Origin of the sequence: Sodalis praecaptivus, from assembly GCF_000517425.1 — a bacterium.
GTDB classification, from domain to species: Bacteria; Pseudomonadota; Gammaproteobacteria; order Enterobacterales; family Enterobacteriaceae; genus Sodalis_A; species Sodalis_A praecaptivus.
Genome location: NZ_CP006569.1, coordinates 496,760 through 515,044 on the forward strand (window position 1 = coordinate 496,760; position 18,285 = coordinate 515,044).

The 18,285-nt window shown below is 54.0% G+C and carries 16 protein-coding genes, 2 tRNA genes and 2 rRNA genes; 14 read left to right on the forward strand and 6 right to left on the reverse strand.

Annotation, left to right across the window (positions count from 1 at the left end; all coding sequences use genetic code 11):
- Positions 1-364 precede the first annotated feature (364 nt).
- The 4 genes from SANT_RS02295 (at position 365) to SANT_RS02310 (ending at position 3,147) form a co-directional block, all read left to right on the forward strand.
- Positions 365-769, forward strand: a complete 405-nt coding sequence (locus SANT_RS02295) for a hypothetical protein (protein WP_025420694.1) — start codon at positions 365-367, stop codon at positions 767-769.
- A gap of 985 nt (positions 770-1,754) precedes the next feature.
- The gene (locus SANT_RS02300; protein WP_025420695.1) at positions 1,755-2,147 is read left to right on the forward strand and encodes a hypothetical protein; all 393 of its coding nucleotides are present in this window, start codon (positions 1,755-1,757) and stop codon (positions 2,145-2,147) included.
- Positions 2,148-2,485: 338 nt separating this feature from the next.
- The gene (locus tag SANT_RS02305) at positions 2,486-2,854 is read left to right on the forward strand and encodes a DUF1992 domain-containing protein (RefSeq protein ID WP_025420696.1); all 369 of its coding nucleotides are present in this window, start codon (positions 2,486-2,488) and stop codon (positions 2,852-2,854) included.
- A gap of 44 nt (positions 2,855-2,898) precedes the next feature.
- The gene (locus SANT_RS02310) at positions 2,899-3,147 is read left to right on the forward strand and encodes an alternative ribosome-rescue factor A (protein WP_025420697.1); all 249 of its coding nucleotides are present in this window, start codon (positions 2,899-2,901) and stop codon (positions 3,145-3,147) included.
- A 5-nt stretch (positions 3,148-3,152) separates the two neighbouring features.
- On the opposite strand, the gene mscL is transcribed toward SANT_RS02310, so the two are convergent.
- The 5 genes from mscL to def all read right to left on the reverse strand — a co-directional run bounded on the left by mscL (position 3,153) and on the right by def (position 8,054).
- Positions 3,153-3,614, reverse strand: coding sequence for a large-conductance mechanosensitive channel protein MscL (gene mscL / locus SANT_RS02315; RefSeq protein ID WP_025420698.1), 462 nt, complete (start codon positions 3,612-3,614; stop codon positions 3,153-3,155).
- A 97-nt stretch (positions 3,615-3,711) separates the two neighbouring features.
- Positions 3,712-5,088: a Trk system potassium transporter TrkA gene (gene trkA / locus SANT_RS02320; protein WP_025420699.1), complete on the reverse strand. Its 1,377-nt coding sequence runs from the start codon at positions 5,086-5,088 to the stop codon at positions 3,712-3,714.
- Positions 5,089-5,190: 102 nt separating this feature from the next.
- Positions 5,191-6,492 (reverse strand): 16S rRNA (cytosine(967)-C(5))-methyltransferase RsmB, encoded by a 1,302-nt coding sequence (gene rsmB, locus SANT_RS02325; RefSeq protein WP_025420700.1) that lies wholly within the window; start codon positions 6,490-6,492, stop codon positions 5,191-5,193.
- 73 nt (positions 6,493-6,565) lie between these two features.
- Positions 6,566-7,516, reverse strand: coding sequence for a methionyl-tRNA formyltransferase (fmt, locus tag SANT_RS02330; RefSeq protein WP_025420701.1), 951 nt, complete (start codon positions 7,514-7,516; stop codon positions 6,566-6,568).
- A gap of 22 nt (positions 7,517-7,538) precedes the next feature.
- On the reverse strand, positions 7,539-8,054 hold the full coding sequence (gene def, locus SANT_RS02335; protein ID WP_025420702.1) for a peptide deformylase: 516 nt from the start codon (positions 8,052-8,054) through the stop codon (positions 7,539-7,541).
- 132 nt (positions 8,055-8,186) lie between these two features.
- Here def and dprA point away from each other — a divergent pair, with 132 nt between their 5' ends.
- From dprA to SANT_RS02365, 6 genes are read left to right on the forward strand one after another with little or no spacing between them, the layout of a single operon-like run.
- On the forward strand, positions 8,187-9,308 hold the full coding sequence (gene dprA / locus SANT_RS02340) for a DNA-protecting protein DprA (RefSeq protein ID WP_025420703.1): 1,122 nt from the start codon (positions 8,187-8,189) through the stop codon (positions 9,306-9,308).
- The gene (locus SANT_RS02345) at positions 9,280-9,753 is read left to right on the forward strand and encodes a DUF494 family protein (protein ID WP_025420704.1); all 474 of its coding nucleotides are present in this window, start codon (positions 9,280-9,282) and stop codon (positions 9,751-9,753) included. The genes dprA and SANT_RS02345 overlap by 29 nt, the downstream gene beginning before the upstream one ends.
- Positions 9,754-9,776: 23 nt before the next feature.
- The gene (locus SANT_RS02350; protein ID WP_025420705.1) at positions 9,777-10,331 is read left to right on the forward strand and encodes a topoisomerase DNA-binding C4 zinc finger domain-containing protein; all 555 of its coding nucleotides are present in this window, start codon (positions 9,777-9,779) and stop codon (positions 10,329-10,331) included.
- On the forward strand, positions 10,321-10,893 hold the full coding sequence (gene tsaC / locus SANT_RS02355; RefSeq protein WP_025420706.1) for an L-threonylcarbamoyladenylate synthase type 1 TsaC: 573 nt from the start codon (positions 10,321-10,323) through the stop codon (positions 10,891-10,893). Before SANT_RS02350 ends, tsaC begins: the two co-directional genes overlap by 11 nt.
- A gap of 19 nt (positions 10,894-10,912) precedes the next feature.
- Entirely contained in the window at positions 10,913-11,731 is an 819-nt protein-coding gene (aroE, locus tag SANT_RS02360) for a shikimate dehydrogenase (RefSeq protein WP_025420707.1), read from the forward strand.
- A complete protein-coding gene (locus SANT_RS02365; protein ID WP_025420708.1) occupies positions 11,728-11,985 on the forward strand; it encodes a DUF1488 domain-containing protein in 258 nt (85 codons plus the stop codon). The genes aroE and SANT_RS02365 overlap by 4 nt, the downstream gene beginning before the upstream one ends.
- Before the next feature lie 109 nt (positions 11,986-12,094).
- On the opposite strand, the gene SANT_RS02370 is transcribed toward SANT_RS02365, so the two are convergent.
- A complete protein-coding gene (locus SANT_RS02370) occupies positions 12,095-12,673 on the reverse strand; it encodes a gamma carbonic anhydrase family protein (protein WP_025420709.1) in 579 nt (192 codons plus the stop codon).
- Positions 12,674-13,133: 460 nt separating this feature from the next.
- Here SANT_RS02370 and SANT_RS02375 point away from each other — a divergent pair.
- From SANT_RS02375 to SANT_RS02390, 4 genes are all read left to right on the forward strand, one after another.
- Positions 13,134-14,670: ribosomal RNA gene (locus tag SANT_RS02375) — 16S ribosomal RNA — on the forward strand.
- Positions 14,671-14,743: 73 nt separating this feature from the next.
- Positions 14,744-14,820: transfer RNA gene (locus tag SANT_RS02380), tRNA-Ile, on the forward strand.
- Positions 14,821-15,015: 195 nt separating this feature from the next.
- Positions 15,016-15,091: transfer RNA gene (locus SANT_RS02385), tRNA-Ala, on the forward strand.
- 210 nt (positions 15,092-15,301) lie between these two features.
- Positions 15,302-18,205, forward strand: a 23S ribosomal RNA gene (locus SANT_RS02390).
- The 16S and 23S rRNA genes sit together here with 2 tRNA genes alongside, the layout of an rRNA operon.
- The last annotated feature ends 80 nt before the right edge of the window (positions 18,206-18,285 follow it).

Consider the following 18,285-nt stretch of genomic DNA (forward strand, 5'->3'; position numbering starts at 1 on the left):
AAATCCGGAGGGGCGTTGTCACACTGTTTTCCCGGAAGAGTGTGCATGATGCACGGCGTTAAACCGAAAAAAAAACTATGATTACGAATTGATATGTTGCATTTATACACCACTCCTCATGCCTTATTATCTAAACACCTGTCAGAAAATGAGATTAGGAACAAGCTTATGTAATTGATATACAAAGATAGCATGATAAATAAAGATATAAAATCATGAAATGATTGAGCTAACGTCAGAATTCACGTCTCCAGCACCATAAGAGTTTATTCATTGCGTTCTGACTAATGCACAACATCTACTGAGGCCCGGGAAAGCTAAAGGATGTTAAAATATACGTTCGATGGGGTGGCGGAAACATTATATGTTGATGTTGTTGGCAGCAAAAATAGGAATGATGAAAATGAATACAACAGAATCTATCTTTATTCGTAACAAAATTTCGGGTGCAATCACTTCTGCTTTCGATAATAAAAACTATATCATGAAATACAAAGGAGGAAACTGCTGTAAGACTCACATGACAGCTAAAAATGGAAAGACTTACCATGTTAAGCGAAAATCTCGTAACACTTATGCCGACATCAAACGTTGTGAAATGACCGTCTTTTATGGGAACTTTTTCCACCCCGTAGCCACCATCATGATGAAGCTGGGATTTAATCATTTCGGTCAGGTAAAACTCCTGCGAGCAAGTTTGTGCAACGATGACTATTTTCGATTACAGAAGTTCGGTAAAAGGGGGGGTGAAATAATCTTATGGAGATAACGTTATGGCGCCCTGCCTTCTACTGGGCAAGCTCCATTTAATCTGTAAAGAAGGTTGCCAGTCTTCCCCCTTGAATAAAACGATTTAATTTGAATTTACCCAGACTAAAAATTATCGTGAACGAAGCTATGGACCGGGTGCGTCAAGAGAAATACCCTCCTTATGACAGCTGTCGCTTAATGATTAACCAAGATATTGTGACTGTAAAAATACGTCTTTGTCAAAAAGGTTTTTTTTCTAAGGCATATATGCGCCTGACGTCCGTGATTGTTGGCTTCTGTATTTATCAATGAATACAACAAATGGCTGGCTTCTCGAACCGTCTTTAATCACGCTCGCCACCTGCGAGGAAAGGCTGTCAAGCGATGTGTATTGCTGAGGTCGCCAAAACTAGCTCTATTAGTTAGCCTGATAAAGATAAGAGCCATCAGCTTGCTCAGTCTCAAAGATGTATCGTTATCACCCCGTGGCCTGATCCCGCCAATCTGTTGAAGCGAATTGCTTATACAAAAGTTCAAATTACCAGGATAATCAATGACGGATATCTTCCTTAACGCTAAATTATACGCGTGAATTGATTACGCGTAAATTCTTTCGATACATAGATTGAGTGCATCGCGATGACAAAACCCAGTGCCTGCGTTTGAATTTAATATTAAATATAACGACTGCCCTATACCTAACTAATATTAAAGAATCATTAGTCATTTTTTGAACTATTGGTTAGCGTAATTAACACTATTATATGAAATGAGAGACGTGGCAGCAGAACCTGCGATAGTGTTGAAAATAATTTAACAAGCAGTTTTTCTTGAATAAAGTTAATGGTGACGATGTTGCTGTCGTTAAATTCTCGTTTGATTGTCAAACAACATGCCTCATTTTTTTGGTGTTAACCATGCTGATAGAATTCTTTCATCGGCCAGGAGAAACTTCTGCTTCGATAATTCACTAAGCTTAATTTTTTTACTAAAAGGAATACAATATGTCAATTACACAAGGCAAGGATGGATTCACTCTTAATATTCGTTTGGTGGATAATATTAATAATGAAGAAGGTAAGTTTAAAATGTCTTTTAGTGGCGGTAGGCTTGGTATCGTCGAGGACATCAAATCTGTCAAAGGCTTAGGTGAACTGGGATATACTCCTTTGACGCCTGTCACCGAAGCTACCTTGTACGAGTGCAATGTTTCTGTCGCTCGTTACCCGGAAAACGATTTGCATATTACAGGCAAGATTGGTATTCGTATCGATCCAATGATGGAGACGGTCAGAATAGTTAATTCTGAATTTAAAGGCCCCGGAAATATTGAATTGGTCGCCCAAAAAGTCGGCAAAGATAAGATCGATTTTGTGGTCTATTCAATTAGTAGATAAGTAATCTTTGGTGTTTATGTTTACTTAGTCGTACATCTTGACAGATTTACAGCAAACTTACTGAAGAGTGTTTTTCACAAAAAGCACTCTTTTATGCCTCCGCCAATGCTATACTAGGGTGATATCTAAAGCGTCAGCGCTTTCGTCTTCCCTTAACGCGTAATCAACAGCACGCTGGCCCACAGTGGTATGCCGGCTGTTGTCGTCTAGTGCGAGTAAGCGGTAGTTTAATCCCTTTATGAGGTTGTGACGATATCTTGCGTTCGGTTAGTATAACGCTAATTTAACCCGGGCCGTATCGGGCGACTGCCTTGTGTTAAACACGTTGAGGTAACACAATGGGACTCATTGACGACTGGGCCGAACGTCATATACAGCAAGCGCAGCAGGCGGGAGAGTTTGATGCGCTGCCTGGCTATGGCAAGCCGCTGCAGTTGGATGACGACAGCGCCGTGCCGGAAACGCTGCGTACCGGCTACCGGCTGCTCAAAAACGCCGGCTACCTGCCGGCGGAGCTGCAGGATCGCAAAGAAGCCTTGCAGCTTGCGGATCTGCTCCACACGCTGTGCGAGGACGACCCTCGTTTCGCGCCTCTGGATGCCAGGCTGCGGCTGTTGGAGATGAAGCTGCGACAGTCCGGGCTCAGCACAGATTTTTTACATCAGCATTACCAGCAACAACTGCGCGCGCGTTTTGCACGAACTTGACGCAAAAGCGCTAGCGCATTAATCAACTAGACGAGAGAACGGCTATGAAAGAAAACTATCGCCACACCAAAGGCACTATTCAAGACAACGCGCTTGCGGCACTGCTGCACGATCCGCTGTTTCGTCAACGGCGCGAAAAAAATAAGAAAGGGAAAGGCAGTTACAATCGTAAACACCAGCAGGGGAAGAACTGGGAGGCCAGTGGCAAACGCATCATTGATACGGTTGCCACTGGTTTTCTGGTTTGCTGCCGAACAGCGTGTGGATTAACGTTTTCGGCTGCGGCCCGTTAATTACCTTAGAGTTTAGGCGGCGGCGTTTGGCCGCTTATCGTCGTTGTACCCGGCGCTACGGCATTGTTTTGCTGTTTCAAGAGATCGCGAATCTCGGTAAGCAGCGTCTCTTCCGCACTCGGTTTCGGCGGCTCGGCCGGTTTTTCCGCCTCTTTGCGATGCATTCTGTTAATAAGTTTAATGATACAGAACACGGCAAAGGCTACGATGATGAAATCAAAGATATTTTGCAGGAAAATACCATACTCCATGACCACCGCCGGCGTGTCTCCCTGCGCCGGCTTGAGCACCCAACTGAATTGCTTAAAATCAATCCCGCCGATCAGCAACCCCAGCGGCGGCATGATGACGTTGGCCACTAAAGAAGAGACGATTTTGCCGAAAGCGGCACCGATGATAATACCGACCGCCAGGTCGACCACGTTGCCACGCATCGCGAATTTGCGGAATTCTTGTAAGAAACTCATAGGCTTGCTCCATCATTTGTGAATGAACTAAGTCTAACAAAGGATGAATGATTTACCAGGGGGTATTTTTCCGAATAGGCCTTCGACATGTCGATGCTTAAAGGAAAAAGGGACTGGGTTGGAACAACCGTTCCACATCGCTGACAAACTTTTTATCGGTCAGGAACATGATCACATGGTCGCCCTGTTCGATACGGCTGTTGCGATTGGCGATAATCACTTCATCGCCGCGCACAATCGCGCCAATGATAGTGCCGGGCGGCAGTTTGATGGCGTCAATATGGCGGCCAACCACCCGCGAGGTGCTCTCGTCGCCGTGTGCGATGGCCTCAATCGCCTCCGCCACTCCCCGCCGCAGCGAGGAGACGCTGACGATATCTGCCTTGCGCACATGCCCCAGCAGCGCGGATATCGTGGCCTGTTGTGGAGAAATAGCGATGTCGATAACGCTGCCCTGCACCAGATCCACATAGGCGCGCCGCTGGATAAGTACCAATACCTTTTTCGCGCCCATCCGTTTGGCCAGCATGGCGGACATGATATTGGCTTCATCGTCGTTGGTGATGGCGATAAAAACGTCGATCTGCTCAATATGCTCCTGCGCCAGTAGCTCCTGATCGGAGGCATCGCCATAAAAGACGATAGTATCATGCAGCCGTTCCGCCAGCTCCGCGGCCCGCTCTTGATCGCGCTCAATCAGCTTCACGCTGTAATCTTTTTCCAGCCGATAAGCCAGGCCGGCGCCGATATTACCGCCGCCGACAATCATAATGCGCTTATAGGGCTTTTCCAGCCGCTGCATTTCGCTCATCACCGCGCGGATATGCTGCGAGGCGACCACGAAAAATACCTCATCGCCCGCCTCGATAATCGTCGAACCCTGCGGGCGGATTGGCCGGTCCTGGCGAAAAATCGCCGCGACGCGCGTTTCGATGTGCGGCATATGTTCGCGCAGGGAAGAGAGGGCATTGCCGACCAGCGGCCCACCATAATAGGCCTTGACCGCCACCAGGCTAACTTTGCCTTCGGCGAAATTGACCACCTGCAGCGCGCCGGGATACTCAATCAGTTTATAGATGTTATCGGTGACCAGCTGCTCGGGGGATATTAAATGATCGATAGGCACCGCTTCCGGCGAAAACAGCCGCTCCGCCTCGCGGACATAATCGTGGGAGCGGATGCGGGCGATACGGTTAGGGGTTTTGAACAGCGTATAGGCTATTTGACAGGCAATCATATTGGTTTCATCGGAGTTGGTGACCGCCACCAGCATATCGGCATCCTCCGCCCCGGCATCGCGCAGAACCCGCGGATGGGATCCGTGCCCCTGGATCGCGCGCAGATCAAACTTGTCCTGCAACTGACGCAACTGGTCAGGATTGGTATCGACGATGGTGATGTCATTATTCTCACCGACCAGGTTTTCCGCCAGCGTTCCGCCGACCTGCCCCGCACCAAGGATAATAATTTTCATAATTGACCCGTTGTGTTCAGCCAAGCACGCCGTTAGCGGGCGGGGGCACCTGTTATCAAGCGCGCCGTTAGCGGGCGCACGCTCCTGTTATTATGCATGCCGTCAGGGGGCCTGCGTCCCTTTTATCATCTTAGCGTAAAAGAAACCATCGCCCGACGCCGGCGACGGTAAGCATTGCATCCCGGGAGCGGCGGCATCGCCCGTTTCCTGCAACCGGGCGTCAGGATGGCCGGCGAGAAAAGCGGCGATTTGGCCGCGGTTTTCCTCCGGCAGAATTGAACAGGTGGCATACAGCAACGTGCCGCCGGGCTTTAGGATCCGCCAGGCGGCGTGCAGGATCTGCCGCTGCAGTTCGGCCAGCTCGGCGATATCCCCGTCGCGGCGCAGCCATTTGATATCTGGATGCCGGCGTATAACGCCCGTCGCGGAGCAGGGCGCATCCAGCAGAATGCGATCGAAAAGCCGATTATCGCACCAGTCTTCCGGCGTACGCCCGTCGCCAATGATGATCTCCGCCTGCATGCCAAGCCGCTGCAGATTGTCATGGATTCGTGCCGCGCGCTGCCCGTCCACATCCACCGCGGTGACTCGCGCCGCGGGCGCGATCTCCAAAAGATGGGTGGTCTTGCCGCCGGGAGCGGCGCACAGATCAAGGATGGTCTCGCCGTCCTGCGGTGCCAGCAGCAAGGCGCAGCCCTGTGCCGATGCATCCTGCACCGTTACCCAGCCCCGATCGAAGCCGGGCAGGAGGCCGACGTTGCACGGTACCTCCAGCCTGATGGCGTCGGGCAACTGCGGGTGCGCGACGGCGGCAATAGCCGCATCGGCCAGCAGCGCCAGATAGGCGTCACGGCTGTGGTGCCGGCGGTTGACCCGCAGCCACATCGGCGGCCGTTGGTTGTTGGCGTCGATGATCTGCGCATACTGCGCCGGCCAGGCGGCCAGGATCCGTTTTTGCAGCCAGGAAGGATGCAGGTGGCGGATGTCCAGTTGCGCGGCCTCGGCCAGCAACGCTGCCTGCTGGCGTTGGAACTGGCGCAACACGCCGTTAATCAACCCTTTGAGCTGCGGCCGTTTCAGCGCCACAGCGCCCTCTACCGTCTCCGCCAGCGCGGCATGGGCAGGGATGCGGGTGTAGATCAACTGATACAAACCGACCATGAGCAGGTAATGAACCGGCCGCTGTTTACCGGTCAACGGTTTTTCCATCAGCTGGCGCAGGATCCATTCCAACTGCGGCAGGACGCGCATAATGCCGAAACAGAGCTCCTGCAGCAGCGCACGGTCCTTTTCGTTCAAGGACGCCTGTAACGGCGGCAACAGGGCGCCGAGGGACTGGCCTTGGTCCAGCACCTGCGCTACTGCCTTGGCGGCGATAACGCGAAGATTATAGTGTGTTTTCATAGCAGACCGGGCCATGGAGGCTCTCGCCATATAACCGGTGGCCAACGCCGCCGGCTCACCCTTCAGGTGAAGATTAATCCAGAAGCGTACCGGGAATAAACCATTCGCGGCGTGAATTGAGTAAATCCTGAACCGGCATCGCCTTTTTACCCGCCGGCTGCAACTGCGTGAGCGTTAGCATGCCCTGGCCGGTGGCGATGTGAATGCCGGCCTTGTCCGCGGCCACAATCGTGCCTGGCGCACATGACGCCGTCTGCCGGGCGTCTACGCTTGCGGCCCAAACTTTGATTGGCTGCCCCGACAGCGGAAAATAGCTGATGGGCCAGGGGTTGAAGGCGCGGATACAGCGCTCAAGCTGCGCCGCGGGCAGGCACCAGTCGAGCCGGGCTTCGTCTTTGCTGAGTTTGTCCGCATAGGTCGCGAGCGCGTTGTCTTGTGGCTCGGCTGCGGCGCGGCCGGCGGCAAGCTGCTCAAGCGTGGACAGTAGGGCGTCCGGCCCGATTTGCGCCAATTTGTCATACAGCGAGGCACTGGTGTCGTTGGGCTCAATAGCACAGGTAGCCTTATGCAGCATGGCGCCGGTATCGAGGCCGGCATCCATCTGCATAATCGTTACGCCGGTTCGGTCGTCGCCGGCCCATAATGCTCGCTGAATCGGTGCCGCCCCGCGCCATCGCGGTAATAGCGACCCATGAACGTTAATGCAGCCAAGGCGCGGCAGGTCCAGGACCGCCTGAGGCAGGATCAGGCCATAGGCCACCACCACCATGATATCCGCCTTCAGGGCCGCCACCCACCCTTGCCCTTCGGGTTTGCGCAGCGAAGAAGGTTGAAATACCGGGAGGCTATGCCGCTCCGCCAACTGCTTGACCGGGCTGGGCGTCAATCGGTTGCCGCGTCCGGCGGGCCGGTCCGGCTGGGTGAAAACGCCGACCACCTGATGTTGGGCGCGAATCAGCGCGTCCAAATGGCGCGCGGCAAAATCCGGCGTACCGGCGAAGATAATACGTAAAGAGTCGGACACGATGATTCCTATGGCGTTTGGGTTACTTTTCCGCCCGCGCGGTCATACGCGCCAGTTTTTCCATTTTTTGACGAATGCGCTGACGTTTTAGCGGCGAGAGATAATCAACAAACAGCTTGCCGACCAGATGATCCATCTCGTGCTGGATACAGATTGCCAGCAGATCGTCCGCCTCCAGCTCGAAGCTGTTACCGTCGCGATCCAGCGCCCGCACTTTCACCTTCTCCGCCCGCGGTACGAAGCCTCGCTGATCGGGAATCGACAGACAGCCTTCATCAATACCGGTCTCGCCGCTTTTTTCCAGCAGTTCGGGATTGATCAGCACCAGGCGCTGATCGCGGTTTTCCGAGACATCAATAACGATGATCCGCTGGTGGATATCAACCTGGGTGGCGGCCAGGCCGATCCCCTCCTCGGCGTACATCGTCTCAAACATATCATCCACGATGCGGCGGATGGCGTCATTGACGTCGGCGACAGGTTTGGCGACTTTGCGCAACCGCTCGTCGGGATAATGTAATACCTGCAATAATGACATAGTGGTCTGAATCTGCATCTGAGTATGAAAACGATATTTACCCTTATTCTAGACATTTCCGGGGCTGATTGACAGCATTGGACGGGAAATGTCCCGGCGTTGGCCGGTCGCCAAGTCAGGGAAGGAGGGGAAATGCCGTTGAGCGAAATATGGCTGCGCATGGCGGCGGTAAAGGGGGTAAACGGCGCTCGGGCCAGAGAATATCTAGCCAAAACGGCGGATTCGGCGCCGCTGGACCCGCAAGCGCTGTTAAATGCGGTTTTAACCCCGCGACAGCACCAGCGCTATCGTCGCTGTTCGCCAAGCGAATTGGAGAATGCGCGCCGCTGGTTGGCGCAACCGGGTCACCATTTGCTTGCTATCAACGATGCACGTTATCCCCGCCGCCTCGCCGCCCTCGACTGCCCGCCGCCGGCGCTCTTTATCGCAGGGGATCCTGCCTGTCTGGACACGCAACAGCTGGCGATGGTCGGTAGCCGGCAATGCAGCTTATACGGTAAACAGTGGGGTGATTATTTCGCCAGCCAGCTCGCGGCTGCCGGCCTGACAATCACCAGCGGTCTGGCGCTCGGTATCGATGGCGTTTGCCACCGCGCCGCGCTGGCCGCTGGGGGAAAGACCGTGGCGGTGTTGGGCTGTGGGATCGGTTACGGCTATCCGCGCCAGCATCGCCGGTTGGCCGCCGAAATTGTCGCGCAAGAAGGCGCGCTGATATCGGAGTTTTTGCCCCATGCGCCGCCGCTGGCGATGCATTTTCCCTTTCGTAACCGTTTGATAAGCGGGTTAAGCCTGGGGGTATTGGTGGTTGAGGCGGCAATAAAAAGCGGTTCGCTGGTCACGGCGCGCTGTGCGCTGGATCAGGGACGAGAGATCTTTGCCTTGCCAGGCCCGCTGGGCAGCCCGTCCAGCGCCGGTACCCATTGGCTTATCCAGCAGGGCGCGACGCTTATTAGCCGCCCGGAGGAGATATTTGAACACCTGTGCAGTGACTTAAAATGGCTGGCGTCGAATAAGACGGAAATTATTTCTGCACCAGAATGCGAAGTTAAATTGCCATTTGCCGATGTGTTGGCTAACGTAGGGGATGAGGTTACACCTGTTGACGTCGTCGCTGAACGTGCCGGCCAACCTGTGCCAGAGGTGGTGGTGAAACTGCTCGAACTGGAGTTAGCAGGATGGATCGCAGTTGTACCCGGCGGCTATGTCCGATTAAGGAGGGCAGGCCATGTTCGACGTACTAATGTATTTGTTTGAAACCTACATCCACAATGAAGTCGAAATGCGCGTGGATCAGGATAAATTGACCGATGACCTTACCCGAGCGGGCTTTCATCAGGACGATATTTATAATGCGTTAAACTGGCTGGAGAAATTGGCTGATTTGCAGGACGGGCAGGGCAGAGCTTTTGCGCTGAATGCCGATCCGCTTGCCATGCGTATCTACACTGATGAAGAGAGTCAGTTCCTGGATACCGACTGTCGTGGTTTCTTATTATTTCTTGAACAGATTCAGGTGTTGAACCTTGAAACCCGCGAAATGGTTATCGATCGTGTGATGGCGTTGGACGCGGCGGAATTTGATTTAGAAGATCTGAAGTGGGTTATTCTTATGGTGCTGTTTAATATTCCAGGCTGTGAAAATGCCTATCAGCAAATGGAAGATCTGGTTTTTGAAGAAGACGAACAGCGTCTGCATTGATGCATTAAAGATGACGTAACGCTATGACCAAAGCTGCGCTTTTTTCCGCGAAGCACACGGCATCCTGCCCCCAATGCGGGGCAGAGCTTGTTATTCGTTCTGGACAGCATGGCCCCTTTCTGGGCTGTTCTCATTACCCGCAATGCGACTATATTCGCTCCCTAAAGCCCCAGGGCGACGGGCATGTAGTGAAAGTGCTCGAAGGACAGCTTTGCCCGGAATGCCAATCAACGCTGGTATTGCGTCAGGGGCGCTTCGGTATGTTTATCGGCTGCTCGAACTATCCCGAATGCGGCCATATTGCGCCCACGGCGGTAGCTGACGCTACGGCATTTACCTGTCCCCAATGCCGCACCGGCAAACTTGTGCAACGGACCTCGCGCTTTGGTAAAAGTTTTTACGCCTGCGATCGGTATCCCGCCTGTAAATATGCATTGAATAATCAGCCCGTGGCGGGGGAATGCGCGTATTGCCATTTCCCGCTGTTAATGGAGAAAAATACCGCCCGCGGCGCAAAGCGGTTTTGTGCCGATAAAGGCTGCGGCAGGCCGGTAGCGACAAACGATAATGAAGAATGAAACTCTCTTGCCTGACCTGACAAATGTAGTGACGGCGCTGCGCCAGCAGCAGGTTATCGCTTATCCGACAGAGGCCGTGTTCGGGTTAGGCTGCGATCCGGACAGCGAAAGCGCGGTTCAGGCGCTGCTTAAGCTAAAACAGCGCCCGTGGCAAAAAGGGTTGATCCTGGTTGCCGCGCATTACGCCCAGCTCACGGATTATATTGACGACAGCGCGTTGGATAATGCCGCGCGGGAGCGGATGTTCGCCTGTTGGCCGGGCCCCGTTACTTGGGTGGTACCGGCCCGCCCCACAACACCGCGTTGGTTAACGGGGCAATACGCATCACTGGCGGTACGCGTCAGCGCATTTGAACCGGTGCGGCGTCTTTGCCTAGCTTTCGGCAAGCCGCTGGTGTCCACTAGCGCTAATTTGACCGGGCTGCCGCCGGCGCGTACCGCCGGCGAAGTGCGTGAGCAATTAGGCGCCGCTTTTCCGGTACTGGACCAAGCGGTGGAGGGGCGGCGCAATCCTTCTGAAATTCGCGATGCCCTAAGCGGCGAATTAATTCGCCAGGGCTGACTATCACCGGAGTGACACCATGGATACCTATGCCGTTTTTGGTAATCCGATTAACCATAGTCGGTCACCGCGCATTCATGCGCTCTTTGCCGCCGAAACCGGTTTAGCCCACCCTTATGGCCGCGTGTTAGCGCCGCTGGACGGTTTTGAGCAAACGCTGCGGCAGTTTTTCGACGCGGGAGGATTAGGGGCGAACATTACCCTGCCGTTTAAAGAACGTGCGTTTTCGTTGTGCGATCAGCTCACCGAGCGCGGGTCTTTGGCCGGGGCGGTGAATACCATCAAGAAACTACCGGATGGCGCATTACTGGGGGACAACACCGACGGCATTGGGTTGGTCAGCGATTTGCAGCGTCTCGCTCTATTGCGCCAAGACAGCCGGGTGCTGTTAGTGGGCGCCGGCGGCGCGGCGCGGGGGGGTATCTTGCCGCTGCTGGCCTACGGCTGCAAAGTGGTGCTGACCAACCGCACTTTCCCCCGCGCACAAGAGCTGGTGGAATTTTACCATCACGTCGGCGATATCAGTGCGCTGCCGCTGGAGCGCCTCGGCACGCCGGATTACGACCTGATCATTAACGCGACATCCACCGGGGTGCAGGGGGGGATCCCGCCGCTGCCGGCCTCCGTCATTACGCCTGCGGTCTGCTGCTACGATATGTTTTATCAACAAGGCGAAACGCCGTTCATCGCCTGGTGTCGCCGGCACGGTGCGCTGCACTGCGCCGATGGGCTCGGCATGCTGGTGGGCCAGGCGGCGTCGGCCTTCTTCCTATGGCATGGCGTATTGCCCTCGGTTTTGCCGGTGCTGGAAACCCTGCGCGCGGAGCTGGCTGCATGAACCAGGCGATACATTTCCCGGATCTGGAGCAATGGGATGCCGAGCGTCAAAGCGTGTGCTTTCCAGCGCTGGTAGGTGGGATGCGCGCGGAGTGCCAAGTCAGCGCGGGCTGGTTGTATAGCCGCTTTTCGTCCGCGGCTGCTGAGTCCCATCCTCTGGCGCTCTTTCGTCAGCATCGCCTGGACGTCGAGGATGCAATGGAGTCGCTTATCGCTCAGGGGATGGATATTGACGGCCGATACTGCTTATCCTGAAACGAGGGTATATGCCCATTGTTTGGAGCAGGAAAGCGTTTTTTAAGGCCAGAAGCGGTATCCCAAAAGCTCCGCCGATAAAAAACCAGGTTGCGCGATAATCATAAATTTAACGTTCTTCTACAGGCGGCCGCTGTTTATCCGTCTGGTTCAGATAGTCATCCTTCCACTGGACATAATTATTGGCCGAGTAAATGAGATTATCGATTTCCGCGGGCGTCAGGCGACGGACCCGCCGAGCCGGACTGCCAAAATAGAGATAGCCGCTATGTAGGCGTTTACCGGACGCCACCAGGCTTCCGGCGCCAATGACGACCTCATCTTCGATGACGGCGCCATCCAGAATAATGCTTCCCATTCCAATCAGGACACGATTGCCGATAGTGCAGCCATGCAACATGGCTTTATGCCCCACCGTGACCTCATCACCGATAACCAGGGGATGTCCCGCCGGGTTGCGCTCGGAGCAATGGGTCACGTGTAATACGCAGCCGTCCTGAATATTGGTGCGCGCGCCGACATGCACGCGGTTGACGTCGCCACGAATAGCGACCAGCGGCCAAATACTGACATCGTCGCCAAGGGTGACATGACCGATGACCACGCTGCTGGGATCGATCATGATCCGCTCGCCGAGTTGAGGGGAGGTGTCTCGGTAAGGACGCAGCGGTCCAACGTGCTGAGGCATGATAAGGATCCTTGTGTGGGCTACTGAACAGACTGTATCGTCTTAAAAGCGTTTGTGACAACCTTCCTCGTCCGTCATGTGCCGTTTTTGCGCAGACGATCGCTTAAGATCAAAGCGGAAGGGATGAAAAATAAACAGTCAGCGGCAAAAGATCAAAAAAGGCTTGTGCAATAAATTCGGATCCCTATAATGCGCCTCCATCGACCGGTCATGTGAATATCATCACAGTGAACGGGAGGGTTCAGAAACAGGCGAAACGGCTTGACACTGAATGAGGAAGGCGTAATATACGCCACCTCGCGCCAGCCCGATGACGGCAGCGCAGCGCTCTTTAACAATTTATCAGACAATCTGTGTGGGCACTCACAAGACGATATCGATACACGAAATATCAAGTCTTGAAGAGTGAACAACGAATATTCATAGAATACCAGTTTTAATTCTTTGAGCATCAAGCTTTTAATTGAAGAGTTTGATCATGGCTCAGATTGAACGCTGGCGGCAGGCCTAACACATGCAAGTCGAGCGGCAGCGGAAAGAAGCTTGCTTCTTTGCCGGCGAGCGGCGGACGGGTGAGTAATGTCTGGGGATCTGCCCGATGGAGGGGGATAACTACTGGAAACGGTAGCTAATACCGCATAACGTCGCAAGACCAAAGTGGGGGACCTCGGCCTCACACCATCGGATGAACCCAGATGGGATTAGCTAGTAGGTGGGGTAATGGCTCACCTAGGCGACGATCCCTAGCTGGTCTGAGAGGATGACCAGCCACATGGAACTGAGACACGGTCCAGACTCCTACGGGAGGCAGCAGTGGGGAATATTGCACAATGGGGGAAACCCTGATGCAGCCATGCCGCGTGTGTGAAGAAGGCCTTCGGGTTGTAAAGCACTTTCAGCGGGGAGGAAGGCGATGGCGTAAATAGCGCCATCGATTGACGTTACCCGCAGAAGAGCACCGGCTAACTCCGTGCCAGCAGCCGCGGTAATACGGAGGGTGCGAGCGTTAATCGGAATTACTGGGCGTAAAGCGTACGCAGGCGGTCTGTTAAGTCAGATGTGAAATCCCCGGGCTCAACCTGGGAACTGCATTTGAAACTGGCAGGCTAGAGTCTCGTAGAGGGGGGTAGAATTCCAGGTGTAGCGGTGAAATGCGTAGAGATCTGGAGGAATACCGGTGGCGAAGGCGGCCCCCTGGACGAAGACTGACGCTCAGGTACGAAAGCGTGGGGAGCAAACAGGATTAGATACCCTGGTAGTCCACGCTGTAAACGATGTCGATTTGAAGGTTGTGGCCTTGAGCCGTGGCTTTCGGAGCTAACGCGTTAAATCGACCGCCTGGGGAGTACGGCCGCAAGGTTAAAACTCAAATGAATTGACGGGGGCCCGCACAAGCGGTGGAGCATGTGGTTTAATTCGATGCAACGCGAAGAACCTTACCTACTCTTGACATCCAGAGAACTTGGCAGAGATGCCTTGGTGCCTTCGGGAGCTCTGAGACAGGTGCTGCATGGCTGTCGTCAGCTCGTGTTGTGAAATGTTGGGTTAAGTCCCGCAACGAGCGCAACCCTTATCCTTTGTTGCCAGCGATTCGGTCGGGAACTCAAAGGAGACTGCCGGTGATAAACCGGAGGAAGGTGGGGATGACGTCAAGTCATCATGGCCCTTACGAGTAGGGCTACACACGTGCTACAATGGCGCATTCAAAGAGAAGCGATCTCGCGAGAGTCAGCGGACCTCATAAAGTGCGTCGTAGTCCGGATTGGAGTCTGCAACTCGACTCCATGAAGTCGGAATCGCTAGTAATCGTGGATCAGAATGCCACGGTGAATACGTTCCCGGGCCTTGTACACACCGCCCGTCACACCATGGGAGTGGGTTGCAAAAGAAGTAGGTAGCTTAACCTTCGGGAGGGCGCTTACCACTTTGTGATTCATGACTGGGGTGAAGTCGTAACAAGGTAACCGTAGGGGAACCTGCGGTTGGATACCTCCTTACCAGACGATACGTTCAAGTGACGTGTCCACACAGATTGTCTGATAACTGTAACGAGCAAGAAAAACCTTCTATAGGCTTGTAGCTCAGGTGGTTAGAGCGCACCCCTGATAAGGGTGAGGTCGGTGGTTCAAGTCCACTCAGGCCTACCAGTTCCGCTTATCCCGATGAATGAGACCGCAGCGTGTTGCCGCCAGGCAAGCGTGTCAGGCGGTGTCCGGCATGCGGCGAAAAGGGAGACTGGCTGTCGTCCTGTTTACTGACTGTGATGAACGAGGCATTACCTGTGCACGCAGGTAGGCGGACTCAGCGCGGGTGACCGACGGCATATGCAAGGTGAACGACTTGGGGCTATAGCTCAGCTGGGAGAGCGCCTGCTTTGCACGCAGGAGGTCAGCGGTTCGATCCCGCTTAGCTCCACCATTCCGTCATGGAATGTTTTTGTCATCCTGTGGGATGAGAGGTTTTTCTGTCGTTGACTTATTTCAGAGCGCGTTTATCGAGCGCGCTGCGAAATACCGCTCTTTAACAATCCGGAACAAGCTGAAAATTTGAAACACATGCTGAAGTGCAAACTCAGTATGCGAGTCTCTCAAACGAAGTAAGCAAACCTGAGACAGCTCAGGGTTGTGAGGTTAAGTGACTAAGCGTACACGGTGGATGCCTAGGCAGTCAGAGGCGATGAAGGACGTGCTAATCTGCGAAAAGCGCCGGTGAGCTGATATGAAGCGTTATCAGCCGGCGATGTCCGAATGGGGAAACCCGGTGCAACTCGTTGCATCATCGTTAAGTGAATCCATAGCTTAACGAAGCGAACCAGGGGAACTGAAACATCTCAGTACCCTGAGGAAAAGAAATCAACCGAGATTCCCCCAGTAGCGGCGAGCGAACGGGGAACAGCCCAGAGCCATCATCAGCTTGCGCATCAGGAGAACGGTCTGGAAAGTCCGGCGACAGAGGGTGATAGCCCCGTATCCGAAGGTGCGCTTGTTGTGAGCTCGATGAGTAGGGCGGGACACGTGATATCCTGTCTGAAGATGGGGGGACCATCCTCCAAGGCTAAATACTCCTGACTGACCGATAGTGAACCAGTACCGTGAGGGAAAGGCGAAAAGAACCCCGGCGAGGGGAGTGAAATAGAACCTGAAACCGTGTACGTACAAGCAGTGGGAGCATCCTTCGGGGTGTGACTGCGTACCTTTTGTATAATGGGTCAGCGACTTATATTCTGTAGCAAGGTTAACCGTATAGGGGAGCCGCAGGGAAACCGAGTCTTAACTGGGCGTCTAGTTGCAGGGTATAGACCCGAAACCCGGTGATCTAGCCATGGGCAGGTTGAAGGTTGGGTAACACTAACTGGAGGACCGAACCGACTAATGTTGAAAAATTAGCGGATGACTTGTGGCTGGGGGTGAAAGGCCAATCAAACCGGGAGATAGCTGGTTCTCCCCGAAAGCTATTTAGGTAGCGCCTCGTGACGTCATCTACGGGGGTAGAGCACTGTTTCGGCTAGGGGTCCATCCCGGATTACCAACCCGATGCAAACTGCGAATACCGTAGAATGTAATCACGGGAGACACACGGCGGGTGCTAACGTCCGTCGTGAAGAGGGAAACAACCCAGACCGCCAGCTAAGGTCCCAAAGTCATGGTTAAGTGGGAAACGATGTGGGAAGGCCCAGACAGCCAGGATGTTGGCTTAGAAGCAGCCATCATTTAAAGAAAGCGTAATAGCTCACTGGTCGAGTCGGCCTGCGCGGAAGATGTAACGGGGCTAAACCATGCACCGAAGCTGCGGCAGCGACACGTAAGTGTTGTTGGGTAGGGGAGCGTTCTGTAAGCCTGCGAAGGTGGCCTGTGAGGGCTGCTGGAGGTATCAGAAGTGCGAATGCTGACATAAGTAACGATAAAGCGGGTGAAAAGCCCGCTCGCCGGAAGACCAAGGGTTCCTGTTCAACGTTAATCGGAGCAGGGTGAGTCGACCCCTAAGGCGAGGCCGAAAGGCGTAGTCGATGGGAAACAGGTTAATATTCCTGTACTGGGTGTGACTGCGAAGGGGGACGGAGAAAGCTAGGTTCGCCGGGCGACGGTTGTCCCGGTTCAAGCGTGAAGGTGGAATGAGCAGGCAAATCCGCTCATTCTCAACACTGAGGCGTGATGACGAGCCACTACGGTGGTGAAGGAATTGATGCTACGCTTCCAGGAAAAGCCTCTAAGCTCCAGGTCACATCGAATCGTACCCCAAACCGACACAGGTGGTCAGGTAGAGAATACCCAGGCGCTTGAGAGAACTCGGGTGAAGGAACTAGGCAAAATGGTGCCGTAACTTCGGGAGAAGGCACGCTGGCATGTAGGTGGAGGGCCTTGCGCCCCGAGCTGAAGCCAGTCGCAGATACCAGCTGGCTGCAACTGTTTATTAAAAACACAGCACTGTGCAAACACGAAAGTGGACGTATACGGTGTGACGCCTGCCCGGTGCCGGAAGGTTAATTGATGGGGTTATCGCTTGCGAGAAGCTCTTGATCGAAGCCCCGGTAAACGGCGGCCGTAACTATAACGGTCCTAAGGTACGAAATTCCTTGTCGGGTAAGTTCCGACCTGCACGAATGGCGTAATGATGGCCAGGCTGTCTCCACCCGAGACTCAGTGAAATTGAACTCGCCGTGAAGATGCGGTGTACCCGCGGCAAGACGGAAAGACCCCGTGAACCTTTACTATAGCTTGACACTGAACATTGAGCCTTGATGTGTAGGATAGGTGGGAGGCTTTGAAGTGTGGACGCCAGTCTGCATGGAGCCAACCTTGAAATACCACCCTTTAATGTTTGATGTTCTCACTCAGGCCCGTTATCCGGGCCGAGGACAGTGTCTGGTGGGTAGTTTGACTGGGGCGGTCTCCTCCCAAAGTGTAACGGAGAGCACGAAGGTTAGCTAATCACGGTCGGACATCGTGAGGTTAGTGCAAAGGCATAAGCTAGCTTGACTGCGAGAGTGACGGCTCGAGCAGGTGCGAAAGCAGGTCTTAGTGATCCGGTGGTTCTGAATGGAAGGGCCATCGCTCAACGGATAAAGTACTCCGGGGATAACAGGCTGATACCGCCCAAGAGTTCATATCGACGGCGGTGTTTGGCACCTCGATGTCGGCTCATCACATCCTGGGGCTGAAGTAGGTCCCAAGGGTATGGCTGTTCGCCATTTAAAGTGGTACGCGAGCTGGGTTTAGAACGTCGTGAGACAGTTCGGTCCCTATCTGCCGTGGGCGCTGGAAGATTGAGAGGGGCTGCTCCTAGTACGAGAGGACCGGAGTGGACGCACCACTGGTGTTCGGGTTGTCATGCCAATGGCATTGCCCGGTAGCTACGTGCGGAAGAGATAACCGCTGAAAGCATCTAAGCGGGAAACTTGCCTCGAGATGAGTCTTCCCTGAGGCCTAGAGCCTCCTGAAGGGACGTTAAAGACGATGACGTTGATAGGTCGGGTGTGTAAGCGCTGCGAGGCGTTGAGCTAACCGATACTAATGACCCGTGAGACTTAACCTTACAACACCTGAGCTGTTTGAGAGCGAGCGTGAGACGAGAGCGAAAGCGAACGTTGACGCTCAAAGCGCAGGCGGATGACA